Raw genomic sequence first — 24,476 nt, forward strand, 5'->3', positions numbered from 1 at the left:
GGCGAGGTCATCGGACCGCCCGGAGCCCTGATCAATCAGGTCCGCACGGCCGCAAGGAAGACTCGACTTCGACTGTCGGGGTTCATCTTGGGTTAGTCCTTCGTGGGTGAAGCATGCCCGCGAGACGGGCATGAAATGCGCTTTGCTCCCATATTCGCGGCTTGTCAACCGGAGGCTTTTTCACGCTACTGCATGTGTTCTTGAATCGTAGCCCATTCAAGGACAAAAACATGCAGTAATTCAAAGTGCTACAGCGTCCTTTGTGCGTCTGAAAGGACGCACGGCGCTGTAGTGTCAATCGCCGTCCGCGAAGGAAAACCCGGCCCCAAGCCCGATCGCGCCGCCGAAGTCGCGGTTCAGCCGGTCGAGGAGGTCGGCCGTGTTGAGAGTGATGAAGTCGAGCCGGGAACGCTGTTTCTGATCGGCAAGCACCGCGTCGAGCGGGCCGTCGACGCGTTCGGTCATGCCGATCAATGCTTTGAAAAGGAAATTTACCGACCCGGCGATAGAGCGGCTGTCGGCGGGAAGCAGGCTCTCCATTCCCGCAGCGTTGAACAGCGTCTGCAGGCCGCTGAGGTTGCCGGCGATCGACCTCATCGTATTGCCCGATCGCCAGTAGATGGCGAGCTTGGGGCGGCCCTCGTCAGCCTTGCCGTCGATCGCGCCGGCATAGAAGGGGCGCAGCCGCTGGTCCTTGATCATTTCGACGCTGTGCACGAGAACGCCGAGCAGTTCGGTTGCCGCTTCCCTGTTGTCGCGGAAGAGGGGATTGTCAGCGCTCGGCGACTTCCAAGCGGACTGGAGGCCCTCGGGCTTCTCCCAGGCGGCGAGCAACTCGCCGGCAATCGTCGTCAGGTTCTGCGCGATCGTCGTTCCGTAAAGGCAGCGAAAGTCACCTTCCGCGCCGGTCAGCGTCTCGGCTCCCGTGCCGTAGAGAACATATTCAAGCGCGCCGAGGCCCTGCACGGCGACGCTTTTCGTTTTCAGGCTTTCCGCCTGCGTCGCGCTCTCGTCGCGCTTGGCGAGAATAGCCTGTACCTGTTTCAGGCCGGTGCTCTTGCGATCCGGATAGAACAGGAAGCGCTCGAACCTGTTCTGTTCGAGGGCCGGTCCGAGGCGGATGATCTCGATCGTCGACCATCTTTGCACGACATCCGAAAAGGCCGCTCGCGTTTCCTCAAGTGCAGCGTCAGACGGCGTCGCACAAAGCGCGGCGCTTTTCTCGCCAAGTTCGCCCGTCGCCCGCCTCAGGTCGCGATAGCCGGGAATGATGAAGCCATCGACCGCCTTCGCCATCACGCCCGGCAGGGCGGCTTCGTCGAGAACGCGCGGCAAAAGCGCGTTGCCCTCCTGGGCCGCCGCGGGCGCGATCGCTGCAAGAAGCAGCAAGCCGAGGATCAGGGGAAGGCGCAGGCGCATCAGAGCGACTCCAGAAAGGAAAGCAGGGCGTTTCGGTCGTCCTTCGACATGGCGGCGAAGGCATCGCGGGTCTTTTCCGCCTCGCCGCCGTGCCAGAGGATGGCCTCGGTGAAATTCCGGGCACGCCCGTCATGCAGCAGGAACGTGTGGCCGCTGACGGTCTTCGTCAAGCCCAGCCCCCAAAGCGGCGGCGTGCGCCATTCGCGTCCGCTGGCAATTCCGACCTGCTGGCCGTCGGCGAGCCCGTCGCCCATGTCGTGCAGCAGGAAGTCGGAATAGGGCCAGATCAGCTGGAAGGCCAGCTCCTTGTGAGGCGCATCGCGCCGGGTCACGTATTTCGGCGTGTGGCAGACCGGACAGCCCGCTTCATAGAAAAGCCGTTTGCCCTCTAGCGTTTGCGGAAAGCTCGCCTTGCGCCGGGCCGGCACCGCGAGATTGGCGGAATAGAAGGTGACGAGGCCGAGCACCGGGTCGGGAGCCTCGACCGGACCGAGCCGCGCCTGGACACCGATCGGAAGCGTCAGGCAAGCGCCCTGCGCCTTGGTGCAGTCGCCATAGCCGCTGTCGAAGGCCGGCGTGGAAATGCCGATATCGACCGCAAAGGCGTCTGCTGCCTGTTGGCGAATGGTCGGATTCTGAGCCTTCCAGCCGAAGCGGCCGAGCGCGATCGTGCCACTGTCCCGATCCCGGGCGATTGCCGCCCGTCCGCTGACGCCGTCACCGTCCCGGTCGTCCGGGTCGGCTTTCGCAAGAATGTCTGCCTCGTGGATCATCTCGATGAGGCCGAGCCCGATCATCGCCGGGGCGACGCGCGGCGACGCGGTCGTCATCGGGTCCATCGGGCCATAGCCGAGATCGGTGACTGCGTAATGCGGCTTTCGGAGATGGACGATCTCGCCATCCGCAAGCGGCATCGCTTCTTCCCGGTAGCTGACCTTGAGACGGCCTTCGGCGGCAAGCCCGGGCACGGCGCTGTCCTGCAGCTGGGCGCCATAGACGGGGTCCGGGAAATTCAGTGCCTGGTGGTCAGCGATGAAGCGCCGTTCGGCTTCGTCGCGGGGCGGACGGGCGAGACGGTAGACCGTCGATGTCGAATCCACCCCCTCCGGCGGGCGGCCCCGCCCATCGCGCGGATGGCAGCTTTCGCAAGCGCGGGCGTTATAGAGAGGGCCGAGTCCATCGGAGGCTTGGGTCGAGGAGGGGGCGGAGACCCAAAGCTTTTCGAACAACGCCTTGCCGAGCTTGAAATTCTCTTCGTCTTCGAAGGGTAGGTTGGCCGAGAACTGCTGGAAGATTCTCTGGTCGATTGGCGCGATCGTCGTTGTGGCTCCCGCCGACATCGCCTCGAACTGTTCGGCCTTGGAAAAGTCCTGGGTGGGCCGGGTGACGGTTTCGACGCGTTCGAGATCCTGTCCGGAAAGGTCGTCGCGGGCCGGGAGGCACCCCCCTCTGCCCTGCCGGGCATCTCCCCCACAAGGGGGGAGATCGGTAAGCGCCGATGTTCCGCTCAACGAATTAGGCTGCGCGTGTTCGGTTGAATTCGACAGGTTCGGTATTTGCGCGTTGATGGGGCAGGGCTTTGCTTCCGGCCAATCTCCCCCCTTGTGGGGGAGATGCCCGGCAGGGCAGAGGGGGGTATCACCCTTCACCCCGGCGGCAGCGCCGAGGCCATCGCCTGTAGCCCAAGCCGCGGCGGGAACGCCGATGAGCGCGGCGAGCGGCAGCGCGAGGAAGCGGGCGGTCAGGACTTTCATCGGGCAAGAGCCGGGCCGCGCCCTGTCGGAACGGCCCGCCTTTTCAGCTTATTGGAAAACCGCGTTAGGATTATCCAGGCTATCCGAACCTTCAAGCTCGATCTTGCCGAGGTCGAGCGCCGCGATGACCCGTTCGACGGTCTTGGCCTGGGCAATCAGCCCGTCGATCGCGGCCTGGACGGTAGCGTTACCTTCCGCATTGTTTTCGCCGATCATCTGGTCGTAGGCCTCGACGGTCTCGGCCCGCTTTGCCATCGCCTGCATCTTCTCGACCGTCGTCGCGAGATTGGCCGTCATCTCCTTGTCGAGCGCGGCGTCCTTGGCGGCGACGAGCTTGGAAAGCGACGGGCCGGTGAGCTTCGTGCCGTCGATCCGGGTGTATTCGCCCGTATAGGCGGACTGGATGCCGATCGCGTCATGCAGGTGCGAATTGTGGGTGTTGTCCGAGAAGCAATCATGTTCCTCTTCCGGATCGTGCAGCAGCAGGCCGAGCTTCATGCGCTCGCCCGCAAGTTCGCCATAGGAGAGCGAGCCCATGCCGGTGAGGATCGCCGCGAGGCCGGCCTCGGGTTCGGCTTCCACCGCCTTGGCCGCGGCACCTTCCGGTGCCCAGTTGGCGACCATTTCCTTGAGATCGGAGACGAGCAGGTCGGTCGCCGCCTTCAGGTAAGCAGCGCGGCGGTCGCAATTGCCGTTGGTGCAGGCCTTGGTGTCGAAATCGGTATAGGCGCGCTTTCCAGCGCCCGGGCCGGTGCCGTTCAGGTCCTGGCCCCAGAGCAGGAATTCGATGGCGTGGTAGCCGGTCGCGACATTCGCCTCGATGCCGCCGGCTTCCTGCAGGGTGCCGGCCAGGAATTCCGGCGTGATGTTCGTCGCGTCGACGTCCTTGCCGTCGATCTTGATCGTCTTGTTGGCGATGACATTGGCGGTGAACAGCGCGTTCTCGTCGCTCTCGGTGCCGTAGCTCGGGTCGACATAGTCGATCAGGCCCTCGTCGAGCGGCCAGGCGTTCACCTTGCCTTCCCATTCATCGACAATCGCATTGCCGAAGCGGTAGACCTCTGTCTCCTGGTAGGGGTTGCGCGCCCTGAGCCAGGCCTCGCGCGCCGCCTTCAGCGCCTCCTCGTTGGGGCTGACGATCAGCGCATCGACGGCCTTGTCGAGGGCTTCGGCGGTCGTCAGCGCGTCCTCGTATTTGGCATGCGCGATCGCCGCATAATGCTTTACGACGGCGGCTGCGTCGGTCGCGGCGCTGGCCGGCTGCAGGGCCAGCACGGACGTGGCCGTCATGAGTGCCAGCGCGGCGGCGCGGGTGAAATTCTTGGTCATGACCCTCTCCTTCGCTTCTTGCAGACCGGCCGAGCAAAGCGGCTCGAGGCCGGTAAAGCGCTCATGTCATGAACCAAAAGCAAACTGGTGTCAAAGCGTATAGTTTAGAAGATTTTCAAATTTGCGACTTCCCCTTGCAGCGTTCGTCTCGGTACCTGTCGTTGCCCCATAACCGCTGCACGCTTGTGGGCGACATGCACTGGGCCGCTAGCTTTTCCTGCCCATCAGGCAAAAGAAAAACCCATCGGTTCCGGTTGAAGCGGGCGTCAGCGTGACGGTCTTCATATCGGCCGACCAGGGCTGTGGCTTGTCGGTACCGAACAGCGTCGCCCATGTTGCGGCGGCCGAGAGGATCTCGAACTCCGGATTGTCCTCGCAGAAGCCGTAGACCTGCGCTTCGTTTTCTTCCGGAAGCACGGAGCAGGTCACATAGATCAGGTGCCCGCCGGGGCGCACGAACTGGGCGGCGCCGGCAAGCGCCTCCTCCTGCTGGGCCAGTCGCTCCTCAAGGTTCTTCTGGGTCAGGCGCCACTTCGTGTCGGGCCGGCGCCGCCAGGTTCCGGTCCCCGTGCACGGCGCGTCGACGAGCACCCGGTCGCAGCGGCCTGCAAGCGGGGTGAGCGCCTCCGCCGACTCGTGCACCTGGACATTGCGGGTGCCGGCGCGCTTCAGTCGCTCGATGATCGGCGCGAGACGCTTGCGGTCGGCGTCATAGGCATGCACCTGACCCTTGTTGTTCATCGCGGCGGAGATGGCGAGCGTCTTGCCGCCGCCGCCGGCGCAATAGTCGAGCACCTGCTCACCCTCGCGCGCAAAGACCAGGTCGGCGACGATCTGCGAGCCCTCGTCCTGAACCTCGAACCAGCCCTTCTGAAACGAGATTTCGGCGGTGACGTGCGGCAGGCGCGCGGCGCCCTCGCCGGCGGGGATGCGTATGCCGTGGCGGGCGATCGCCGACGGTTCGGCACCGCTGCGCTCCAATGCCTTCAAGACCTTGTCGCGGCTTGCCTTCAGCGTGTTGACGCGAAGGTCGAGGGTTGGCCGGCCGGCGAGCGCCCTGGCTTCGTCGAGCCAGTCGTCCGAGAAGTTTTCTTCGAAAGAGGCTTGCGTCCACTCAGGGACATCGCCCTGCACATGGAGCGGCGCGTCTTCGATACGGCGCTCGCGGAACGCCCTCATCATCTCTGCCGAGGGTGCCTGCGGGGCGAACTTGTCGTCGGAGAGTTCCGCGGCCAGCCTATCGGGCGTGAAGCCCCATTGGCGGTACATGACCGCGTGGCCGAGGGCGGCCGGGCTTTCGCTATCCATCAGATAGGCGTGGGAGAGCTTCATCCGGAGCGCGTCATAGACGATGTTGCCGATGGCGGCACGGTCGCCCGAGCCGGCAAAACGATGCGACAGGCCCCAGTCCTTGAGCGCGTCGGCAACCGGGCGCTTGCGCTTCTCGATATCGTCAAGAACGTCTATGGCTCCGGCGAGCCGTCCGCCCAATCGCATCTTCGATCAACTCCTTTTTCGCCGTGGTAGCGGCGATGGCACCGAAGAGCAAGTGAGCGGTCGCATTATGTGCGGGAGAGATCGCCCCGCGGAAGAGAACCGTCCAGCCTCAAGCCGGCGGCCTTCGAACGATCAGGAATTGACGACCTGGTAGCAGATGCTGGCGGTGCCCGAGCGGACCATGCCGATCTGCGAGGCGGCCGCCTTGGAAAGATCGATGACCCGGCCGCGAATGAAGGGACCGCGGTCATTGATGCGCACGACGACGGACTTGCCGTTTCGCTTGTTGGTGACCTGGACCTTGGTGCCGAATTTCAAGCTTCGGTGCGCGGCCGTCAGGCGCGCGGCGTTCATGCGCTCGCCGGAGGCGGTTTTCGAGGTGAGGGCATACCAGGAGGCGCCACCGCAACCCGTTCCCTTTGCCTGGCTGTCGGATGCCGAGACGAGACCCATCCCGACGGCGAATAGCGCTGCGGCGGCAGCAGTCTTGATTTTCGCGGGCTTCAAGCGGTGACCCCTTCGGATTGAATGTTCGACTAGTTCCCTTTGCAGTTCGAGCTAATTAGGGCAAAACATGGCAAAAACGTGCTTCAACCGTTAACCATTCATTAGGATTTATTGAAAAATGCTGTTAATTTAAAACGAGATGCCGTTTTAATTGCTTTAGAAAGACCCAAGAAGTTCTTTTGAATCAGCGCCTAAACGTTTCCTGCGGGTTTTGGTTCCTCCCAACTCCCAGGCTGACGTAAAAAATCATTTAAAATTTCGATGCGCGTGAATTTCTACGAATTTCCCTCATCAAAATCCCAATCTATCGCCCAGGTTGTATCGAATGGCGAAGTATAGGTCGAAATAGGGCAGTATGAGGCAGTCAAGGTGAGTCGTCCGAATCTATTACTTTCGGATGATCTCGCAACATGCTTTCGGCGGTGGGGGATATTCTGATAAAAGTATCGGAGAGGTGGTTTTACTATCCACGCCAGGTCCCGCTTGCCCATAGCTGTGCAAGCGAAACGCGATAATTCGGATAGGCTAAGTCGAATCCGGTCTCGCGCAGACGCGCATTGGAAACGCGCTTGTTCTCACCATAGAAGGAGCGCGCCATCGGCGACATCTCCGCGCTCTCGAAGGGAATTTCCGGGGGCGGTTCGACGCCCATCAGCCGGGCGGCCTCGGCCACCACGTCCTGCGGCGGTCCCGGCTCGTCGTCGGTCGCGTTGAAGGTCCCGCCCATGCCGCGGTCGGCAAGGAACGCGGCCGCCGCGCCGATATCCTCGACGCGGATGCGGTTGAAGACCTGGTTCGCCTTGACGACCCGTCGGGCCGTGCCTTCGGAAAGATTGCGGAAAGCGTTGCGGCCCGGGCCGTAGATGCCGGCAAGTCGAAGCACGGCGACGGGAACGCCCCGCCTGGCGCCATAGTCCAACCAGGCGTTTTCCGCCTCGACCCGTTCCTTCGAGCGCTGCGAAACCGGCTTTATCGGCGTTTCCTCGCTGACCCAGCCGCCGCGATGGTCGCCATAGACGCCGACGGTCGAGAGATAGCCGACCCAACGGAGTCGCGGCATGAGGTCGTCGAGTGGCGGCGTCGCCGAGCGGAACATCGGGTCGCCTTCGCGTCCCGGCGCGATCGATTGGATGAGGTGCGTCGTCTTGCCCATCGCCTCGGCGAGTCCCGGGGAAATGTCGTCGCCGTCGAACAGCAGCGGCTCGATGCCGGCCGCCTGGAGCGCCGTCAGCTTGTCCGGCGAGCGGGTCGTTCCCGCGACCGACTGTGCGGCTGGCGCCAGCGCCTTCGCGATCGCCGTGCCGGAATAGCCGGCACCAAGTATCAGGACATGCATCGGCTCACTCCCGCCATTTGCCATTCCGAAAGCACCTCGTCATCCGTTTCCTGCCCGCACTCCATAGCGAAGGCGGCGAGCTCGTCAGCTGCCATCAGCCGCGAAAGCGCCCAGACGGCCATCGCCCGGACCGTTGGGGAGGCATCACGCGCCAATGCCTTGCAGGCGGGTAGCAACTTCTCTTCACCGGAATTGCCGGCGGCGATCAAGACATTTCTGACGAAACGGTCGCGGCCGATGCGTTTCACGGGAGAGCCGGAAAACAGGCTGCGGAAGGCGGCGTCGTCGAGCGTGAGCAGGGCGGCGAGCTCCGGTTCCCTGAGGTCCTCCCTGGCTTTGAGCTTCATCTCCGCGGCCGAGTGCGCGAATTTGTTCCAGGGACAGACGGCCAGGCAATCGTCGCAGCCATAGATGCGATTGCCGATCAGCGGTCTGAGTTCGGAGTCGATCGGCCCGTTGTGCTCGATCGTCAGGTAGGAGATGCAGCGCCGTGCATCGATCTGGTAGGGCGCCGGGAAGGCCCGGGTCGGACAGGCGTCGAGGCACGCCCGGCAGGAGCCGCAATGGTCGCGCTCAGGATCATCGATGTCGAGATCGGCGGTCGTGAACAGGCTGCCGAGAAACAGCCAGGAGCCGAATTCGCGGCTGACGAGATTGGTGTGCTTGCCCTGCCAGCCGAGTCCGGCCTTTTCCGCCAGTGGCTTCTCCATGACCGGCGCGGTGTCGACGAAGACCTTCACATCCTCGCTGGCGCGCGCCGCAAAGCGCGTGGCGATCTCCTTGAGCCGTCCCTTGACGACGTCGTGATAGTCGCGGTTCCGGGCATAGACGGAGATCGCGCCGCGATCTTGCTTGGCGAGGATCTCCAGCGGATCGGTGTCGGGCCCGTAGTTCATGCCGAAGAGGACGATCGAGCGGACCTCGCTCCACAGCACACGCGGATCGGCGCGCCGCTCCGCCGTCTCGGACAGCCACTCCATCGTGCCGTGACAGCCGGCGGTCAGGAATTGTCGGAGCCGCTCCGGCGCCTGCGGTATGGCATCCGGCCGGGTGATCCGACAGAGCTCGAAGCCCTTGGCCGCCGCTTCCTCCTTCAGAAAGGCGGTGAGCGTCCGGCGTTTCCTGCCCTGGTTCTCCGCCTTTGCAGCGTCGCCGGGCATTGTCGTGTCCTTAGAAATCGAGGTCCGCATAATGGGAAACGGGGGTAACGCCGCGCACCCGCTCGGCGAGCAGCGGGCGGAAGGACGGCCGGGATTTGAGCCGCTGGTACCATTCCTTGGCGGTCGGGGCGTCGGACCAGTCGATTTCGCCGAGATAGTCGAGGACGGAGACCGCCGCGGCCGCCGCGAGATCGGCGTAGGAAATCCGATCGCCTGCAAGCCAGGGACGCGAGCCGGCGAGCCAGGAGAGATACTTCATATGCTGGCGGATATTGTTGCGCGAGGTCCGGAGGATCTTCGAATCCGGCGCGCCGCCGCCCTGGTCCGGCGTCATCTGCAGCTTGTAGATGCGCTCGCGCACCAGCGGCCGGGTGACGTCGGCCTCCATCTTCTGCAGGAACCATTCGCTGAGCCGGCGGATTTCGGCGCGCTGAAAGGGATCCTCCGCCAAGAGCCGGCGATCACGCTTCATGATGCCGCTGGTCTCGTCGAGATACTCGGAGATGATCGTCGCGCCGCAAAGCGCCCGCATGCTGTCGTCGACATAGACCGGCAGGGTGCCGGCCGGGTTGAGCGCCAGGAAGTCGCGCCGATTCTCCCAGGGCTGCTCTTCGCTCAATTCCGTCTGATAGCCATATTCTGAGAGAATAAGGCGTACGAACCGCGAGGCGGAGGACATGGGGTGATGATACAGTGTCGGCATCGATATCAGGGTGCAGCTGTTTTCGGGGATCTACAGCGCCGTGCGTCTTTTCAGACGCACAAAGGACGCTGCAGCACTTTGAATCGCTGCATGTTTTGATCCTTAAATCGGCTCGATTTAAGGAAACATGCAGTAGGCATCGCGGCATATGCAACTGGCCACGGCTTCATACAACGAGCTATAGGTAGTTGCGGTGGCAAACACAAGAGAATCGACTTTTTCCTCCCAAATCCAAGAATATCAGGAACCGTTCATATATGGCCGATCAATCGATCATCAGCGCGCTCGTGCTCGGGCTCATCGAAGGCCTGACGGAGTTCATCCCCGTCTCGTCGACGGCGCATGTGCTCCTTGCCGGACACTTCCTCGGCTTCAAGTCGCCGGGAAATACCTTCGCCGTGCTCATCCAACTCGGCGCCATCCTTGCGATCCTGCTCGTCTATTTCAAGAAGCTGCTGTCGATCGCGCTGGCGCTCCCGACAAGCGTCAAGGCGCGGCGCTTCGTCTTCTCGGTGCTCGTCGCCTTCCTGCCGGCGGCCCTGATCGGCGCCGCGGCGCATGACTTCATCAAGACGGTGCTGTTCGAGACGCCGATGCTGATCTGCGTCGTGCTGATCGTCGGCGGCGTCATCCTCTATGTGATCGATCAGCTGCCCTTGAAGCCGCGCTACACTGACGTCTTCGATTACCCGCCTTCGCTGGCGCTGAAGATCGGCCTCTTCCAGTGCCTGGCGATGATCCCGGGGACGTCACGCTCCGGCGCCACGATCGCCGGCGCTTTGCTGATGGGAACCGACAAGCGTTCGGCCGCCGAGTTCTCCTTCTTCCTCGCTATGCCCACCATGGTCGGCGCCTTCACCATCGATCTCTACAAGAACCGCAACGCGCTCTCCTTCGACGACATCAGCCTGATCGCTATCGGTTTCATCGCCGCCTTCGTCGCGGGCATCTTCGTGGTGCGCTCGCTGCTCGATTTCGTCTCGCAGCGCGGCTTCACGCCTTTCGCGATCTGGCGCATTGTTGTCGGCACCGCAGGCCTGATCGGCCTCTGGCTACTGAGGTAGGCGCAGCCCGAAAAACTAAAGCCGCATGCGTCTCTTGCGAAACGCATGCGGCCCCTGGCCCCCGCCAATAAACTCAAAATGTCTGCCTCACGGCCGAGGCAGTTGCCCGGCTTACCAGCCGGATGCGCCGATCGACGCGGTCGTGCACGGATCGACGCCATAGGCAGGCGTGCAGCCCTTGCTGCTGCTCGCCACAGTGCCCGGTGCGATGAATGAGCCAGCCAGAATGATCAGTGCCGCAGACGCAAAAAAGATTGCGATCGACTTGCCCATGGGACGTTGTGCCTTTCGAGTATGAAGTTGTCACCGCCTGCGCTCGCCGCGCCGTGGGTGCGAGCGGTGTTTATTCGCCGGGCGTGTCATGATCAATATCAGGACATGCTGAATCTGCGGTAAACACCATTCCGGTTTTCGACTGCGGCAGAACTGCAACGCTGTTGCGCCAGCGCCACAAGCAAAAGCCGCCGGCGGGACCGGCGGCTGGGATCAGACGACAACGCCCGCGGGGATGATCAGGCGGCGCGACCGCCGCGCGTGTACTGCCCCTGCGGGCGAAAACGCACCAGATAGGTCGGCAGGATCGAGTCCAACAACGTCGGCTCGATGCCGATGCCGGGGAGCGTCCGGCCTTCCGCTTCGGCGGCCGGGGAAACGACATTGTCGGATTTCAGCAACACGACCTGGTCGGCGGTGATCGGCGGCGCGATGAAGGGCACGAGCGATGCGACACTGCCGAGAAGCGACGCGATGCCGAAGGGGATCGAGACGAAGGAACGCTTGCGATCGATCGTTTCGAGCATGATCTCGAGACATTCGCGGAACGAAAGGACCTGGGCGCCGCCGAGTTCATAGATCGTCCCGCCCTTGAGCTTGCCGTCGACGGAGCGGGCGACGGCTTCGGCGACATCCGTCACATAGACCGGCTGGAACTTCGTGTGGCCGCCGCCGATCAGCGGCAGGGCCGGCGCGAAACGCGCCATGCTGGCGAATTTGTTGAAGAAATCGTCCTCGGGTCCGAAGATGATCGACGGTCGCAGGATGACCGCCTCTGGCACCGTTTCGAGGATGGCGATCTCGGCCCGGCCCTTGGTGCGGGCATATTGGGATTCGGAATTCGTGTTGGCGCCGATCGCCGAAATGTGCGTCAGCTGTGCACCGGCCGCGCGGGCGGCTTCGGCGACGGCCCGGGCGCCGAAGTCCTGGACCGCGTCGAAGGTGTTGCGGCCGCGCTCGAAGAGCACGCCGACGCAATTGATCACGTGATCGGCCCCCTCGACGGCGCGGTCGACGGACCGGCGATAGCGCAGGTTGGCCTGGACGAAGGAAATCTGGCCCATGGTGCCGAGCGGCTGGAGATGGCCCGCGAGGTCCGGCCGCCGCACCGCGACGCGGATGCGATAGCCTCGCTTTGCAAGCGCGCGAACCACATGACGGCCGACAAATCCGGATCCGCCGAAAATCGTCACCAGCGGCGGAAGGTTGGACAAGGTCATGGGAAGCGCACTCCTGAGGTCGTTGGCAAGAATGGATTGCTACATAGCCGAAGCAGCGGGCAAGGTGAAGGCCATTCCACGGCACGGCTTGTTAGCCTTCCGTCCGCTGCCCGCGGCAGGGCTCCCAGCTAATCCTCAGACGCCCTCAACCACCACCATCTCGGCGTCGGCGACCTCCTGGCGGATCGCCGCGGCGATCTGATATTCGGGGGAATTGTAGCAGTCGATCGCGGCCTGCACCGAGGGGAATTCGATCACCACGTTGCGGGCGCGCACGGCCCCCTCCAGCCGGTGGAACTCGCCGCCGCGCGCCAGGAAGGTGGCACCATATTTCACGAAGGCGGGTTTTGCGGCCGCCACATAGTCCTTGTAGCGTTCGGGGTCTCTGATATCGACCCGAGCAATCCAGTATCCCTTGGCCATGATGAGCTCCTCGTCTTTCCGAAAAGTGCAGACGGGATCGTTACTTCCGGCAATTCCTGGTCGAGGTCAAGCGTGCCGGCAGACGAGAAGTCGAAAAGCCGAGTCTGGTTGCTTCCTGGCGACGGAATCAACCGGGGAGGGCGCTTTTCATCTCCGCGAGCATGGCGCGGCTCGCAGCCAGCGGATCGGTCGCCTTGACGATCGGCCGGCCGACGACGAGATGGCTCGAGCCGGCGCGGATCGCCTCGGCCGGCGTCATCACCCGCTTCTGGTCGCCTTTCTCCGCACCGGCGGGACGGATTCCCGGCGTCACCACCGCCATCTCCGCCCCGATGACACGGCGGACGGCTGCGGCTTCTTCCGCCGAGCAGACGATGCCGCCCATGCCGGCGGCGCGCGCCTGTTCGGCACGGCGCAGCACCAGTGTATGCGGATCGGTTCCATAGCCGGCATCGGCGACATCCTGGGCGTCCATTGAGGTCAGCACCGTGACGCCGAGCAGGCAGAGGTCGGATCCCTTCGCGGCGTCGACGGCCGCCTTCATCGCTTTCGGATAGGCGTGCAGCGTCAGCATCGACATGCCCATCCTGGCGATGTTCTCGACGCCCTTCGCCACCGTGTTGTCGATGTCGAGCAGCTTCATGTCGAGAAAGACTTTCTTGCCGCCCGCGGCGAGATCACGGGCGAAATCCAAGCCGCCGGCGAAGACGAGCTGATAACCGATCTTGTAGAAGAGGACCTCGTCGCCAAGCGTCGAAACGATTTTCTCCGCCTCGGCGGTCGTCGGAATATCGAGGCCGACGATCAGCCGGTCACGCGCGCTTGTGCTCATGTCGATCACCCCTGCCAGATTTCCATCGGCGTCCAGTCGCATGTGACGCCGCGATCCGCAAGACGGAAGGCAAAGAGATTGCCGCCGCCCGGCAACTGGTCGGCGCTGCGGGCGATCGCCGTCCCGGTCATCCGGCATTTGAGCAGCGTGCCGACGCCGCCATGGCCGACAAAGGCGATCGGGACGGCCGGATCGTGGCGGTCGAGGATGTAGAATACCGCCTTCACAATCCGCGCCTGCGCGTCGATGGCGCGCTCCCAGCCCCTGAAACTTTTCTCCGGATGGGCGAAGAATCGGTCCGCGGCCTTCTCGAAATCCTCTGGCGGCAGAAATCCGGTCGCGGAGCGGTCGTTCTCGCCGGTTTCCTCATCCGTTTCGACCGGAACGCCCGCGGCCTCGGCAAGGATCGCTGCGGTTTCCAGCGCCTTCCGTTCTCCGCTTGAGATGACGCGGCCAAGCAGCCGGACCCACGGCTGATTGGAGGTCAGGCGCGCCCGTTCCCGCCCGAGATCGGACAGGCCCCACTCCGGCACCGGGACAGCAGGATCGATCTGGATCTGCGGGTGCGTGATATAGACGCCGAACACGGGCGAGCCGTCCGTCTAATGGGCTTTGCTGTAAATCCAGAGCTGTGCCGGCGGGATGTTGCGCACGACGAAATCATAATGCTGGATGCGATAGCGATCCGGCATGGCGACGACCGGCGACATCGGCCCATAGGAGATCTGAACGACCGGGCGGCCGAAGGGGATGCGCGAGAGCAGATCGTCGATCAGCTCGACACGACGGTGCATCGGAAAATTAAGGAGCGGTACGGCGGAGACGACGCTGTCGAACTGCTGACAGTTCAGCGCGCCCAGCGTGCGCGAAAGGTCGAAGGCGTCGCCGTTGATGAAGTTCACACCGGCGAAATCCTGCTTCAACTGGTTGAAGAATTCGGTGGAGTATTCGATCGATACCAGCTTTTCAGGGGAGATGCCGCGCTCGAGGATCGCCTTGGTGATCACGCCCGTCCCCGGTCCGAGCTCAAGCACCGGCAAGCCGGAACGCGGATTGACGACGCTCGCCATCCGCCGCGCCGTCACCGCGGAGGTCGGCAGGATCGCGCCGACCGCGCGGGTGTTGCTCATCCAGCCCTTAAAGAAGCGAATCTCTTCGTCGAACTTCTGACCGAACTTTTCCTTCACCTTCAGGCGCAGACTCATCGAATCCCCTCGGCTTCATTGTTCCCATGGCTTTGCGCGCGGTACCGCGATTCGGCGGCCGCGCGTAAGCGTCTGCTCATAATGTGCTCCCATCTGCGGCGAAAACAAGTCGGCCTGCGTCTGAAAGCGACACTTTATCAACAACCAGCGACAGTCCCGCCAATGAAAAACCCGCCAGGCGGCAGCATGGCGGGTTCTGTCCGATTTCGCGCCGCTGCCCGCCTCTTTAAATCGCAGTCGATTTCGGACCGGAAACGTGCTGCAGCGACCTCTGTGCGTCTGATCGAGACGTATTGTCCTCAGACGCGCATCGGCATCAGCACGTAGAGCGCGTCGTCCGCGGCAAGATCGCGCACCAAGGTCGGCGAGCCGGGATCCGCCAGCATGAAGACCGCCTCATTGCCGGTAAGCTGGGCAGTGATGTCGAGAAGATATTTGGCGTTGAAGCCGATTTCGAGCGGATCGCTCTCATAACCGACCGGCAATTCTTCCGTTGCGCTGCCGGAATCCGGATTGTTGACGGTCAGCGTCATCTGGCCGTCGGAGAGCGCCAGTTTGACGGCCCGGCCGCGTTCGGAGGAGATCGTCGAAACGCGGTCGACGGCCTGTGCGAAGGACTGGCAGTCGACGCGCAGTTCCTTGTCATTGCCGGCCGGAATCACCCGCTGATAGTCCGGGAACGTCCCGTCGATCAGCTTCGACGTCATGACGATCGAGCCGATCGTCAGGCGGATCTTCGCGTCCGAGACCTCGACCGTGACCACCACGTCCGGAGTGTCGAGCAGTTTTTGCAATTCGCTGACGGTCTTGCGCGGAATGATGATGCCGGGCATGCCCTCGGAGCCGGCCGGCGCCTCGATGTCGGCGCGGGCGAGGCGATGGCCGTCGGTAGCCACCGCCCGCAGCTTGAGCTCGCCCTTGTTCTCAACCGTGTGGAAGAAGATGCCGTTGAGGTAGTAGCGCGTTTCCTCCGTCGAGATCGCGAACTGCGTCCTGTCGATCAGCATCTTCAGATCCGTCGCCTTGGCGCGGAAGGAATGCGAGAAGCTGCCGGCCGTGAGGTCCGGGAAGTCCGATTGCGGCAGGCATTGCAACGAGAACTTGGAGCGGCCCGAGGCGACGGTCATCGCCGTGCCCTCGGCATTGGTGGCGAGCAGCACCTCGGAACCGTCCGGCAGCTTGCGAACGATGTCATAGAGCAGATGCGCCGGAACGGTGGTTGCGCCCGCCTGTTCCACCTGCGCCGGTGTTGCCTCGGTGATCTCCAGGTCGAGGTCGGTCGCCTTCATTTCGAGGCTGGCGCCGTCGGAGCGCAGCAGCACGTTCGAGAGGATCGGGATCGTGTTGCGCCGTTCGACCACGCGGTGGACATGGTTCAGCGATTTCAAAAGATTGGACCGCTCGAGAGTAATGCGCATGGGATGCTACCGCTTTCAACCATTGCCGGACGGGCGGGGCGCGCCTGCCGCGGCGTCAAACTGCGTGTGTCCCGGCCGGCCGGCCGGAGCGATGTGGACGGGCAAAATGGCAGAAAAATCGCCGCGAAAGCAAGCGGTTTCGCGGGCTTTTCCCAAATGCAGCAGCCTGCCGTCCCGGCCGGCCTTGCCCTGCGCTGGCCGCTCACTCATAAAGGGCGCGAATCGGCAAGCCGGGCATCAGCGGGAACAGGGCGTTGGAAAAGCAGCAATCGGCCGAGGCGGCGGAGAAGGAAAGACAGCGCAGCTTTCGGCTGCACAATGCAAGCGTACCGGCGCGCCCCCTGGAACCGGCGCTCTATCTGGTGGCGACGCCGATCGGCAACCTCGCCGATATCACCTTGAGGGCGCTGGAGACGATTGCCGGCGCCGATCTGCTCGCCTGCGAGGATACGCGCGTGACGCGGGTGCTGCTCGATCGCTACGGCATCGTCAATCGGCCGGTCGCCTACCACGAACACAATGCCGCCGAGGCCGGGCCGCGGCTGATTGCGGGGCTCGCCGAGGGGAAATCGGTGGCGCTCGTTTCCGATGCCGGTACGCCGCTCGTCTCCGATCCCGGCTATCGCCTGGCGCAACTCGCGATCGACGCCGGCCACAAGGTCGTTCCCGTCCCCGGCCCGTCGGCGCCGCTTGCCGCCCTCGTCGCGTCGGGACTTCCGAGCGACGCCTTCCTGTTTGGCGGGTTTCTGCCGACCAAGGACAAGGCGAAGCGTGACCGGCTCAGGGAATTCGCCGCTGTGCCAGCGACGCTCCTCTTCTTCGAGTCGCCGCACCGCATCGCCGCCACCGTCGCCGCCGCCGCCGCGGTTTTCGGCGAGGAGAGGAGAGCCGCTGTCTGCCGCGAGCTGACCAAGGCCTTCGAGGAGTTCCGCCGCGGCACGCTCGGCGAGCTCAAAGCCTTTTATGACCAAGGCGCGAGCGTCAAGGGCGAGATCGTGCTGGTGATCGGTCCGCCGGACGCAAAGCCCGTCGCGGAGGCCGCGGACGTGGACGCGCTGCTGAAGGAGCTCGTCCGCGACATGCCGATGGGCAAGGCGGCGACTGAGGCGGCGCGCCGGACCGGACTGCCGCGCAAGGAGCTTTACGATCGACTCCTCAGCCTGAAGGACAGTCATGAAGGCTGAGCGCCCGGCTGCCCGCAAGCTCAAGGCGCTGAAGCGCGGCCATCTCGCCGAATACCGGGCCGCGCTCTGCCTGATGCTCAAGGGCTACCGGATCGTCGCGATGCGCTATCGCACCAAGCTCGGCGAGATCGACATCATTGCCCGCCGCGGCGACCTGATCGCCTGCGTCGAAGTCAAGGCCCGGGCGAGTTTCGACGGGGCCGTCTTCGCCGTCTCCGATACGGCGCAGCGGCGGATCAGGGCGGCGAGCGATATCTGGCTGTCGCGCCAGACGGATTTTCACCGCCTCTCGGTCCGCTACGACATCGTCGCCGTCATGCCCTGGCGCTGGCCGCGGCACCTGCCGGACGCGTTTTGATCAAACGATCAAAAATGTAATCGATCCGACACAAAAGCATTACCGGCCTGTCATCGAATGTCACTAGTCCACTGCCCACCGCAACCACGGTGGAGAGGGACCAGCCATGTTGAAAACCATTTCGCTCGCAGCCATTGCTCTTGCATTTTCCACGACGACGTCGCTCGCCGCGACCAACATCACCTGGTGGCACGGCATGGCCGGTCGCAACGGCGAGGTGATCAACGAGGTCGCCCAGAAATTCAACGTCTCCCAGAGCGCCTGCGCCCTGACGCCGGTCAGCAAGGGCACCTATGAGGAAGCGCTTGCCTCCGGCATCGCCGCTTTCCGCTCCGGCGAACAGCCGAACATCCTGCAGGTCTTCGACGCCGGTGCCGCAACCATCATCAACGCCAAGGGCGCCGTCATTCCGGCCGAGGACCTGATCACCAAGGCGGGCTACAGTTTCGACCGTGGCGCTTTCATCGACGGCGTGCGCTATTTCTACGCCGATAGCGAAGGCAAGTTCGTCGGCATGCCGTTCAATTCCTCGGCGCCGATCATGTATATCAACGACGAGGCCCTGAAGAAGGCCGGCGTCGAGGCCCCGAAGACCTGGGAAGAGTTCGAGGCTATCGCACCGAAGCTGAAGGAGGCTGGCTTCATTCCGCTCGTCCAGTCGCAGCTCACCTGGCAGTTCACCGAGAACTTCTTCTCACGCAACAACATCCAGTTCGCCACCAACAACAACGGCTACGACAGCGTCGTCGATACCAAGCTCAAGGTCACCGACCCGAACCTGGAGATGATGTTCGAGAAGCTGAAGGCCTGGAAGGACCAGGGCTACTTCGCTTTCTACGGTGCCGGCTGGAACGACAACCAGAAAGTCTTCGAAGAAGGCAAGGCAGCCCTTTGGATCGGCTCCTCCGGCTCCTTCGGCGGTCTGCAAAAGACTGCGACCATGCCCTTCTCGGCGACCTTCCTGCCCTATTGGAACGCGATCAAGGGCGCCGGCACCAACTCCTTCATCGGCGGCGCCGCACTCTTTGCCATGTCCGGAAAGTCGGACGAGGAAAACAAGTGCGTGGCCGATTTCTTCCAGTTCCTGACCTCGCCGGAAGTCCAGTACTTCTATCACAAGGCCACCGGCTATGTTGCGATCACCAAGGCGGCCTATGAGCTCGCCCAGAAGGACGGCTACTACAAGGAAAAGCCGGTCGCCGAAGTCGGCATCAAGCAGCTCCTGCTGCCGGCCGGCGATTGGTCCAGGGGCTACCGCCTTGGCTTCTATCCGCAGATCCGCGAGATCATGGAGCGCGAATACGGCCGCATCTTCTCCGGCGAAGCGACCGTGAAGGATGCCCTTGAAGCGATCGAGAAGGAAGGCAACGAACTGCTCGCCCGTTTCGCCAAGACCGCCGGCTGATTGCGATGAGCGAGGCGAGCCCCTCACCATTCCCCTTTCCCCGCGCGCGGGGAAAGGGGAATGCCGCCGACAATGGAGCGTCCCTTCTCCCCGCCAGTGCGGGGAGAAGGTGGCCGGCAGGCCGGATGAGGGGCCGCTCCAAAGATCAAGGACAGCAGGCAGCCGCCAAGCGCGTGCAATTCGCCTCGCCTTTCCTGCCCTATCTCTTTCTCGCGCCGCAGCTCGCGATCATCTTCGTGTTCTTTTACTGGCCGTCTGCCCAGGCGATCCAGTCCTCCTTCTATCTCGAGGATCCGTTCGGTTTCGGCTCCACCTTCGTCGGCCTCACGAACTATGCCGACGTCCTGAAGTCGACCGAGTATTTCGGCATAGCGCGGTTCACGGCCATCTTCACCGCCCTCGTCACCTTCTTCGCGCTGGCGATCGGGCTCCTGCTCGCCGTCAAGGCGGACGGCGTCATTCGCGGCAACGCGACCTACAAGACGCTGCTCATCTGGGTCTATGCGATCGCCCCGCCTGTCGCCGGCCTGATCGGCATGATGTTCTTCAACCAGCATATCGGCCCGCTCGTCGAATTCGCCCGCTGGTTCGGTTGGGACATCAAAGTCGGGCTCGATTATTTCGACACGGCCTTCGCGATGATCGTCGTCGCGGTCTGGAAGCAAATCCCCTACAACTTCATCTTCTTCCTTTCGGGACTTCAGGGCATTCCGGTGTCGGTGCGCGAGGCGGCGGCGATCGATTGCCGCTCGGAAATGCGCCGCTTCTGGACGGTCATCCTGCCGCTGCTGGCGCCGACTGCCTTCTTCCTGCTGATCATCAACGTCACCTATGCGCTTTTCGATACGTTCGGCATCATCGACGTGATGGTGAAGGACAAGGCCGCCAACAACCCGATCACGCTCGTCTACAAAGTCTACATGGACGGCTTCCGCGGCAACGATCTCGGCGGCTCCTCGGCGCAATCGGTGATCCTCATGCTGATCGTCCTGGTGCTCACCGTCTTCCAGTTCCGCTTCATCGAGCGGCGCGTGCACTATAATTGAGGTGATGCCGATGTATCGCACCCGTTTGCTCGACCACGTCATTCTTCTGATCGGCGTCTTCATCATGGTGATGCCCGTCGTCGTCGCCTTCATGACCTCGACCCACGAGGCGGCAGACATCCACCGCAATGGCCTCAGTCTCACCTGGGGCGGCCATTTCGCCGAGACTTATGAGACGGTTCTGGCCCGCGAGGGCGGTTTCACCGGCAAGGTCACCGGCTTCAACATGATGCTGAACTCCATGATCCTGGGCCTCGGCTTTGCCGTCGGCAAGATCGTGCTCTCGATGCTGGCGGCCTATGCGATCGTCTATTTCCGCTTTCCGCTGGCGAGCTTGTTCTTCTGGGTGATCTTCACGACGCTGCTCCTGCCGCTCGAGGTCCGCATCCTGCCCTCCTACGAGGTGATGAATGCCCTGAGGCTGACGAACACCTATACCGGGCTGATCGTGCCGCTTCTCGCCTCTGCGACCGGCACCTTCTATTTCCGCCAATTCTTCAAGTCGGTACCGGACGAACTCCTGGAGGCGGCGCGGATCGACGGCGCGGGGCCGTTCAAGTTCTTCATCGACGTGCTGGTGCCGCTGTCGCGCACCATGATGGCGGCGATCTTCATCATCATGTTCGTCTACGGCTGGAACCAGTATCTCTGGCCGACACTGATGACGACGGACGAGGGCTTCTTCACGCTGGTGCGCGGCATCAAGCAGATCCTGCTCGTCTGGGTCGGCTCCAACATTCCCGATTACAACGAGGCCTTTGCGCTGGCCATCCTCGCCATGCTGCCGCCGGTGATAATCGTCGTCATGTTCCAGCGCTGGTTCATCAAGGGACTTACTGAGAGCGACAAATAGAGCATTTCCCGGCGAAGTGTGCAGCGGTTCGCCGTCGGAAATGCGCAGACACAAAGTGGAACGACCGGAGGCGCGGCGGGTTTTAGATCCGTTCCCGCTCCGCATTCCTCATTGACCAACGGAGCTAGCCATGGCGGCGATCGATATCGCAGAGGTCTCTAAAATCTACTCGGGCAATGTCGAGGCCGTAAAGTCGGTCTCGATCGACATTGCCGACGGCGAGTTCATCGTGCTCGTAGGCCCCTCCGGCTGCGGCAAGTCCACGCTTCTGCGCATGGTCGCCGGGCTGGAGACGATCTCGAAAGGCAGCGTGACGATCGGCACGCGCCTCGTCAACGATGTCGATCCGGCCGAACGCGACATCGCCATGGTCTTCCAGAATTATGCGCTCTATCCGCACATGACGGTTTACCAGAACCTGGCCTATGGCCTCAGGAACAGGAAGACGCCGAAGGCGGAGATCGACGCGCGCGTCGCGGAAGCCGCGCGGATGCTGGAGATCGAGCCCTATCTCGACCGCAAACCGCGGGCGCTTTCGGGCGGCCAGCGCCAGCGCGTCGCCATGGGTCGGGCGATCGTCCGCAAGCCGGCCGCTTTTCTCTTCGACGAGCCGCTTTCGAACCTCGATGCGAAGCTGCGGGTCTCGATGCGCGGCGAGATCAAGCGGTTGCAGAAGCGGCTCGGTACCACCTCGCTCTACGTGACCCACGACCAGCTTGAGGCGATGACGCTCGCCGATCGGCTGGTGGTGCTGAACGGCGGCCGCATCGAGCAGATCGGCCGGCCGCTCGAGGTCTATCACGCACCGGCCTCGACTTTCGTCGCGAGCTTCATCGGCTCGCCGGCGATGAACCTCCTCAAGGGCATGCTCGAAGGCGGCCGCCTGCATATCGGCACGCATGCGATCGACCTCGACTATCCGGCGCCGACCCGGGGGCCGGTGACCGTCGGGCTCAGGGCGGAAGACTTGCGCCCGGCATCTGCCGGCGAGCAGGCCTTGCTCTTCCGCGTCGACTATGTCGAGGAACTCGGAGCACAACGCCTGGTGCACGGCGCGGTCGAGGATCAGCCGCTGACCGTCGCGTTGCCGCCGGAAACGCCGCTTTCCAGCGAGCTTGCCATCGCCATCCCGATGGATCGCCTGCATTTCTTCTCGGCGGAGAACGGCAAGCGGCTTCATCGTCAAGAGCGGACGGATGGCATGGCCGGTGCCGCGCCGGCCCGTCCGCACGCCGTGAATTTGGAGCCTGTGTCGTGATTGAGAAAGCCGTATCGACCCTTGCTGTTCCTTCGCGAGAGCACCGCGAGGGCATTGCCCGGACGGAACGCAGCATCCCTACCCATGACGCGATCATGGCCGGGATCGAGGCGATGAACACGATCGAGGTCGGCGGCGCCGCCACGACGCCAGCGCCGCTTGCCTTTCCCTTCACTGTTGCTGCCTGGAACCTCGAGCGCTGCCTGTTTCCCGAAGAAAGCGCCGAGCATCTCCGCGCGACCGGGGCGCGGCTCGTGCTGCTTTCGGAGATGGACAACGGCATGGCCCGCACCGGCCAGCGCCACACGACGGCCGAGATTGCGAGCGCGTTGGAAATGCAATACGCCTACGGCGTCGAGTTCATCGAGCTCGGCCTCGGCTCCGATACCGAGCGCGAATTCTGCAAGGACGACTTCAACGACAAGGGCTTCCACGGCAATGCCTTGCTGACCGCCGTGCCCCTCCGGCGTCCCTTCCTGTTGCGGCTTTGCGGGGAGCGCCTGTGGTTCAGGGACGACACCGATCAGCCGCGTCTCGGCGAGCGCTGCGCCGTCGGTGCCGTGATCGAGACCGAAGCGGGTCCCTTCGTCGCCGTTTCCACGCATTTGGAAAGCGCCACGACCGCCGCCTATCGCGAGCGGCAGATGAAGGAACTGATCGATCAGCTGGACACCACCTTTCCCGAACTTCCGATCCTGACCGGCGGCGATCTCAATACGGGAAACCATATCGGCGGCGATTTCGAGGCGGAGGGCCTCTTTGCGGCGAGCGCTGCACGCGGCTTCACCCGCCACGGCGGACCGCTCGATCAGATGACCACCCGTCCGAGCCTGATCACCCGTTGGCCGAAACGGGCGATGAAGCTCGACTGGTTCTTAGCGCGGGGGCTGAAGATCGGCGAGAGCCGCATCGTTCCCTCGCTCGACACCTCAGGGCGGCCGCTCTCCGATCACGACCTCATCACCTGCCTCGTCGAGGGTTTCCAATAGGCGCCGGTCTCCTTGCCTAAGCGCCTTGCGCATTCTACATGTGGCGGGCCTCCTGTGGCGGTGTCCGCCGTTGCGGGTGCATGATCGTCGCGGTAGCGCTTTGAATTGCTGTATGATTTCGCCGAAGCGATTTCCGCCTTGGGCGATGCGGCAGGGGAACCAACGGGAACGGGAAAATGGCAGGAATCGTCAATGTCGGGGTCCAAATGGACCATGTCTCGGGCATCACCATTGCGGGCGATTCCACCTTTGCCATGAGCCTCGAGGCACAGGCGCGCGGGTACCGGCTGTTCCACTACACGCCCGACAAGCTGTCGCTGCGTGACGGCAAGGTCTATGCGACCGCGCAGCAGATGACGCTGCGCGACGTCAAGGGCGACCATTTCACGCTGGACGAGCCCGAGCGGATCGATCTTTCGACCATGGACGTCATCCTGCTTCGCCAGGATCCGCCCTTCGACATGGCCTATATCACCTCGACGCATCTTCTGGAGCGGCTTCACCCGAAGACGCTCGTCGTCAACGACCCGGCCTGGGTGCGCAATTCGCCGGAGAAAATCTTCGTCACCGAATTTCCCGACCTGATGCCGCGGACGCTGATCACGCGGGATGCGAGCGAGATCGCCCGCTTCCGCGAGGAGATGGGCGACATCATCCTGAAGCCGCTCTACGGCAATGGCGGCGCCGGAGTCTTCCATTCGGCGCGCGACGATCGCAATCTCTCGTCGCTGCTTGAAATGTTCGGCCAGATGTTTCGCGAGCCCTTCATTGCTCAGGAATATCTGCCGGCGGTCCGAAAGGGCGACAAACGCATCCTGCTCGTCGATGGCGAGCCGGTTGGCGCCATCAACCGCGTCCCGGCCGAACACGACGCCCGCTCCAACATGCATGTCGGCGGCCGCGCCGAGGCGACCGAGCTCACCGCTCGCGAGAAGGAAATCTGCGACCGCATCGGACCGGCGCTGAAAGAACGCGGCTTCCTCTTCGTCGGCATTGATGTCATCGGGGATTACATGACCGAAATCAACGTCACTTCGCCGACTGGAATCCGCGAGGTCAAGAAGTTCGGCGGCGCCGATGTCGCCGGCATGCTCTGGGATGCAATCGAAAAGAAACGCGGCTGACCTCCGCAATCGTTTAGGAACGTTCGACCTGCCCGATCGGCATGCCGCCGGCACGCCGATTTCACCTCACGCGCGTTTGTTCTATTATTGTTCTTGTTTTTAAGCGCGTACCGTGCAAG

Annotated in this window: 24 protein-coding genes; 9 read left to right on the plus strand and 15 right to left on the minus strand. The window is 63.2% G+C overall.

What is annotated here, in order from left to right; genetic code table 11:
- Positions 1–294: 294 nt before the first annotated feature.
- The 8 genes from CO664_RS00875 to CO664_RS00910 all read right to left on the minus strand — a co-directional run bounded on the left by CO664_RS00875 (position 295) and on the right by CO664_RS00910 (position 9,705).
- Positions 295–1,419, minus strand: a complete 1,125-nt coding sequence (locus CO664_RS00875; protein WP_097537704.1) for an imelysin family protein — start codon at positions 1,417–1,419, stop codon at positions 295–297.
- Positions 1,419–3,173 carry a di-heme oxidoredictase family protein gene (locus tag CO664_RS00880; RefSeq protein ID WP_097537705.1) on the minus strand — a complete coding sequence of 585 codons (1,755 nt, stop codon included), beginning with the start codon at positions 3,171–3,173 and terminating at the stop codon, positions 1,419–1,421. The genes CO664_RS00875 and CO664_RS00880 overlap by 1 nt, the downstream gene beginning before the upstream one ends.
- A gap of 48 nt (positions 3,174–3,221) precedes the next feature.
- Complete coding sequence (locus CO664_RS00885) at positions 3,222–4,502, minus strand: imelysin family protein (RefSeq protein ID WP_097537706.1); 1,281 nt, start codon at positions 4,500–4,502, stop codon at positions 3,222–3,224.
- Positions 4,503–4,709: 207 nt separating this feature from the next.
- The gene (locus CO664_RS00890; protein WP_097537707.1) at positions 4,710–5,999 is read right to left on the minus strand and encodes an RsmB/NOP family class I SAM-dependent RNA methyltransferase; all 1,290 of its coding nucleotides are present in this window, start codon (positions 5,997–5,999) and stop codon (positions 4,710–4,712) included.
- Between the two features lie 132 nt (positions 6,000–6,131).
- Positions 6,132–6,506, minus strand: a complete 375-nt coding sequence (locus CO664_RS00895) for a septal ring lytic transglycosylase RlpA family protein (protein WP_037420980.1) — start codon at positions 6,504–6,506, stop codon at positions 6,132–6,134.
- Between the two features lie 463 nt (positions 6,507–6,969).
- The gene (locus CO664_RS00900) at positions 6,970–7,842 is read right to left on the minus strand and encodes an SDR family oxidoreductase (RefSeq protein ID WP_097537708.1); all 873 of its coding nucleotides are present in this window, start codon (positions 7,840–7,842) and stop codon (positions 6,970–6,972) included.
- Positions 7,830–9,002, minus strand: a complete 1,173-nt coding sequence (gene queG / locus CO664_RS00905) for a tRNA epoxyqueuosine(34) reductase QueG (protein ID WP_097537709.1) — start codon at positions 9,000–9,002, stop codon at positions 7,830–7,832. Before queG ends, CO664_RS00900 begins: the two co-directional genes overlap by 13 nt.
- Before the next feature lie 10 nt (positions 9,003–9,012).
- Positions 9,013–9,705 carry a glutathione S-transferase family protein gene (locus CO664_RS00910; RefSeq protein WP_037420971.1) on the minus strand — a complete coding sequence of 231 codons (693 nt, stop codon included), beginning with the start codon at positions 9,703–9,705 and terminating at the stop codon, positions 9,013–9,015.
- A gap of 257 nt (positions 9,706–9,962) precedes the next feature.
- Between CO664_RS00910 and CO664_RS00915 the strand changes: the two genes are divergently transcribed.
- Positions 9,963–10,769 carry an undecaprenyl-diphosphate phosphatase gene (locus tag CO664_RS00915; RefSeq protein WP_097537710.1) on the plus strand — a complete coding sequence of 269 codons (807 nt, stop codon included), beginning with the start codon at positions 9,963–9,965 and terminating at the stop codon, positions 10,767–10,769.
- Between the two features lie 111 nt (positions 10,770–10,880).
- Here CO664_RS00915 and CO664_RS00920 read toward each other — a convergent pair whose 3' ends face one another.
- From CO664_RS00920 to dnaN, 7 genes are all read right to left on the minus strand, one after another.
- Positions 10,881–11,042, minus strand: coding sequence for a hypothetical protein (locus tag CO664_RS00920; RefSeq protein WP_012710132.1), 162 nt, complete (start codon positions 11,040–11,042; stop codon positions 10,881–10,883).
- Positions 11,043–11,281: 239 nt separating this feature from the next.
- Positions 11,282–12,262: a complex I NDUFA9 subunit family protein gene (locus tag CO664_RS00925; RefSeq protein ID WP_097525495.1), complete on the minus strand. Its 981-nt coding sequence runs from the start codon at positions 12,260–12,262 to the stop codon at positions 11,282–11,284.
- Between the two features lie 135 nt (positions 12,263–12,397).
- Complete coding sequence (locus tag CO664_RS00930) at positions 12,398–12,685, minus strand: DUF1330 domain-containing protein (RefSeq protein WP_037420963.1); 288 nt, start codon at positions 12,683–12,685, stop codon at positions 12,398–12,400.
- Positions 12,686–12,812: 127 nt separating this feature from the next.
- Positions 12,813–13,517: an orotidine-5'-phosphate decarboxylase gene (pyrF, locus tag CO664_RS00935; RefSeq protein ID WP_097538550.1), complete on the minus strand. Its 705-nt coding sequence runs from the start codon at positions 13,515–13,517 to the stop codon at positions 12,813–12,815.
- Between the two features lie 5 nt (positions 13,518–13,522).
- Positions 13,523–14,104 (minus strand): histidine phosphatase family protein, encoded by a 582-nt coding sequence (locus CO664_RS00940; protein ID WP_097525496.1) that lies wholly within the window; start codon positions 14,102–14,104, stop codon positions 13,523–13,525.
- Positions 14,105–14,119: 15 nt separating this feature from the next.
- Entirely contained in the window at positions 14,120–14,722 is a 603-nt protein-coding gene (gene pmtA / locus CO664_RS00945; protein ID WP_083854119.1) for a phospholipid N-methyltransferase PmtA, read from the minus strand.
- 299 nt (positions 14,723–15,021) lie between these two features.
- Positions 15,022–16,140, minus strand: a complete 1,119-nt coding sequence (gene dnaN / locus CO664_RS00950) for a DNA polymerase III subunit beta (protein WP_037377962.1) — start codon at positions 16,138–16,140, stop codon at positions 15,022–15,024.
- 254 nt (positions 16,141–16,394) lie between these two features.
- Here dnaN and rsmI point away from each other — a divergent pair, with 254 nt between their 5' ends.
- The 8 genes from rsmI (at position 16,395) to gshB (ending at position 24,357) form a co-directional block, all read left to right on the plus strand.
- Positions 16,395–17,324 carry a 16S rRNA (cytidine(1402)-2'-O)-methyltransferase gene (rsmI, locus tag CO664_RS00955; protein ID WP_234820075.1) on the plus strand — a complete coding sequence of 310 codons (930 nt, stop codon included), beginning with the start codon at positions 16,395–16,397 and terminating at the stop codon, positions 17,322–17,324.
- Positions 17,314–17,682, plus strand: coding sequence for a YraN family protein (locus CO664_RS00960; protein WP_097537712.1), 369 nt, complete (start codon positions 17,314–17,316; stop codon positions 17,680–17,682). The genes rsmI and CO664_RS00960 overlap by 11 nt, the downstream gene beginning before the upstream one ends.
- Before the next feature lie 106 nt (positions 17,683–17,788).
- The gene (locus CO664_RS00965) at positions 17,789–19,087 is read left to right on the plus strand and encodes an extracellular solute-binding protein (protein ID WP_097537713.1); all 1,299 of its coding nucleotides are present in this window, start codon (positions 17,789–17,791) and stop codon (positions 19,085–19,087) included.
- A gap of 125 nt (positions 19,088–19,212) precedes the next feature.
- Entirely contained in the window at positions 19,213–20,133 is a 921-nt protein-coding gene (locus CO664_RS00970; RefSeq protein ID WP_050988280.1) for an ABC transporter permease subunit, read from the plus strand.
- A gap of 10 nt (positions 20,134–20,143) precedes the next feature.
- Positions 20,144–20,986 (plus strand): sn-glycerol-3-phosphate ABC transporter permease UgpE, encoded by an 843-nt coding sequence (ugpE, locus tag CO664_RS00975; RefSeq protein ID WP_097537714.1) that lies wholly within the window; start codon positions 20,144–20,146, stop codon positions 20,984–20,986.
- A gap of 130 nt (positions 20,987–21,116) precedes the next feature.
- Positions 21,117–22,244 carry a sn-glycerol-3-phosphate import ATP-binding protein UgpC gene (locus CO664_RS00980; protein ID WP_037420952.1) on the plus strand — a complete coding sequence of 376 codons (1,128 nt, stop codon included), beginning with the start codon at positions 21,117–21,119 and terminating at the stop codon, positions 22,242–22,244.
- A complete protein-coding gene (locus CO664_RS00985) occupies positions 22,241–23,233 on the plus strand; it encodes an endonuclease (RefSeq protein ID WP_037420949.1) in 993 nt (330 codons plus the stop codon). The genes CO664_RS00980 and CO664_RS00985 overlap by 4 nt, the downstream gene beginning before the upstream one ends.
- A 176-nt stretch (positions 23,234–23,409) precedes the next feature.
- A complete protein-coding gene (gene gshB / locus CO664_RS00990) occupies positions 23,410–24,357 on the plus strand; it encodes a glutathione synthase (RefSeq protein WP_097537715.1) in 948 nt (315 codons plus the stop codon).
- Positions 24,358–24,476: the final 119 nt, after the last annotated feature.

This window comes from Sinorhizobium sp. NG07B, assembly GCF_002532005.1.
GTDB lineage: Bacteria > Pseudomonadota > Alphaproteobacteria > Rhizobiales > Rhizobiaceae > Sinorhizobium > Sinorhizobium fredii_C.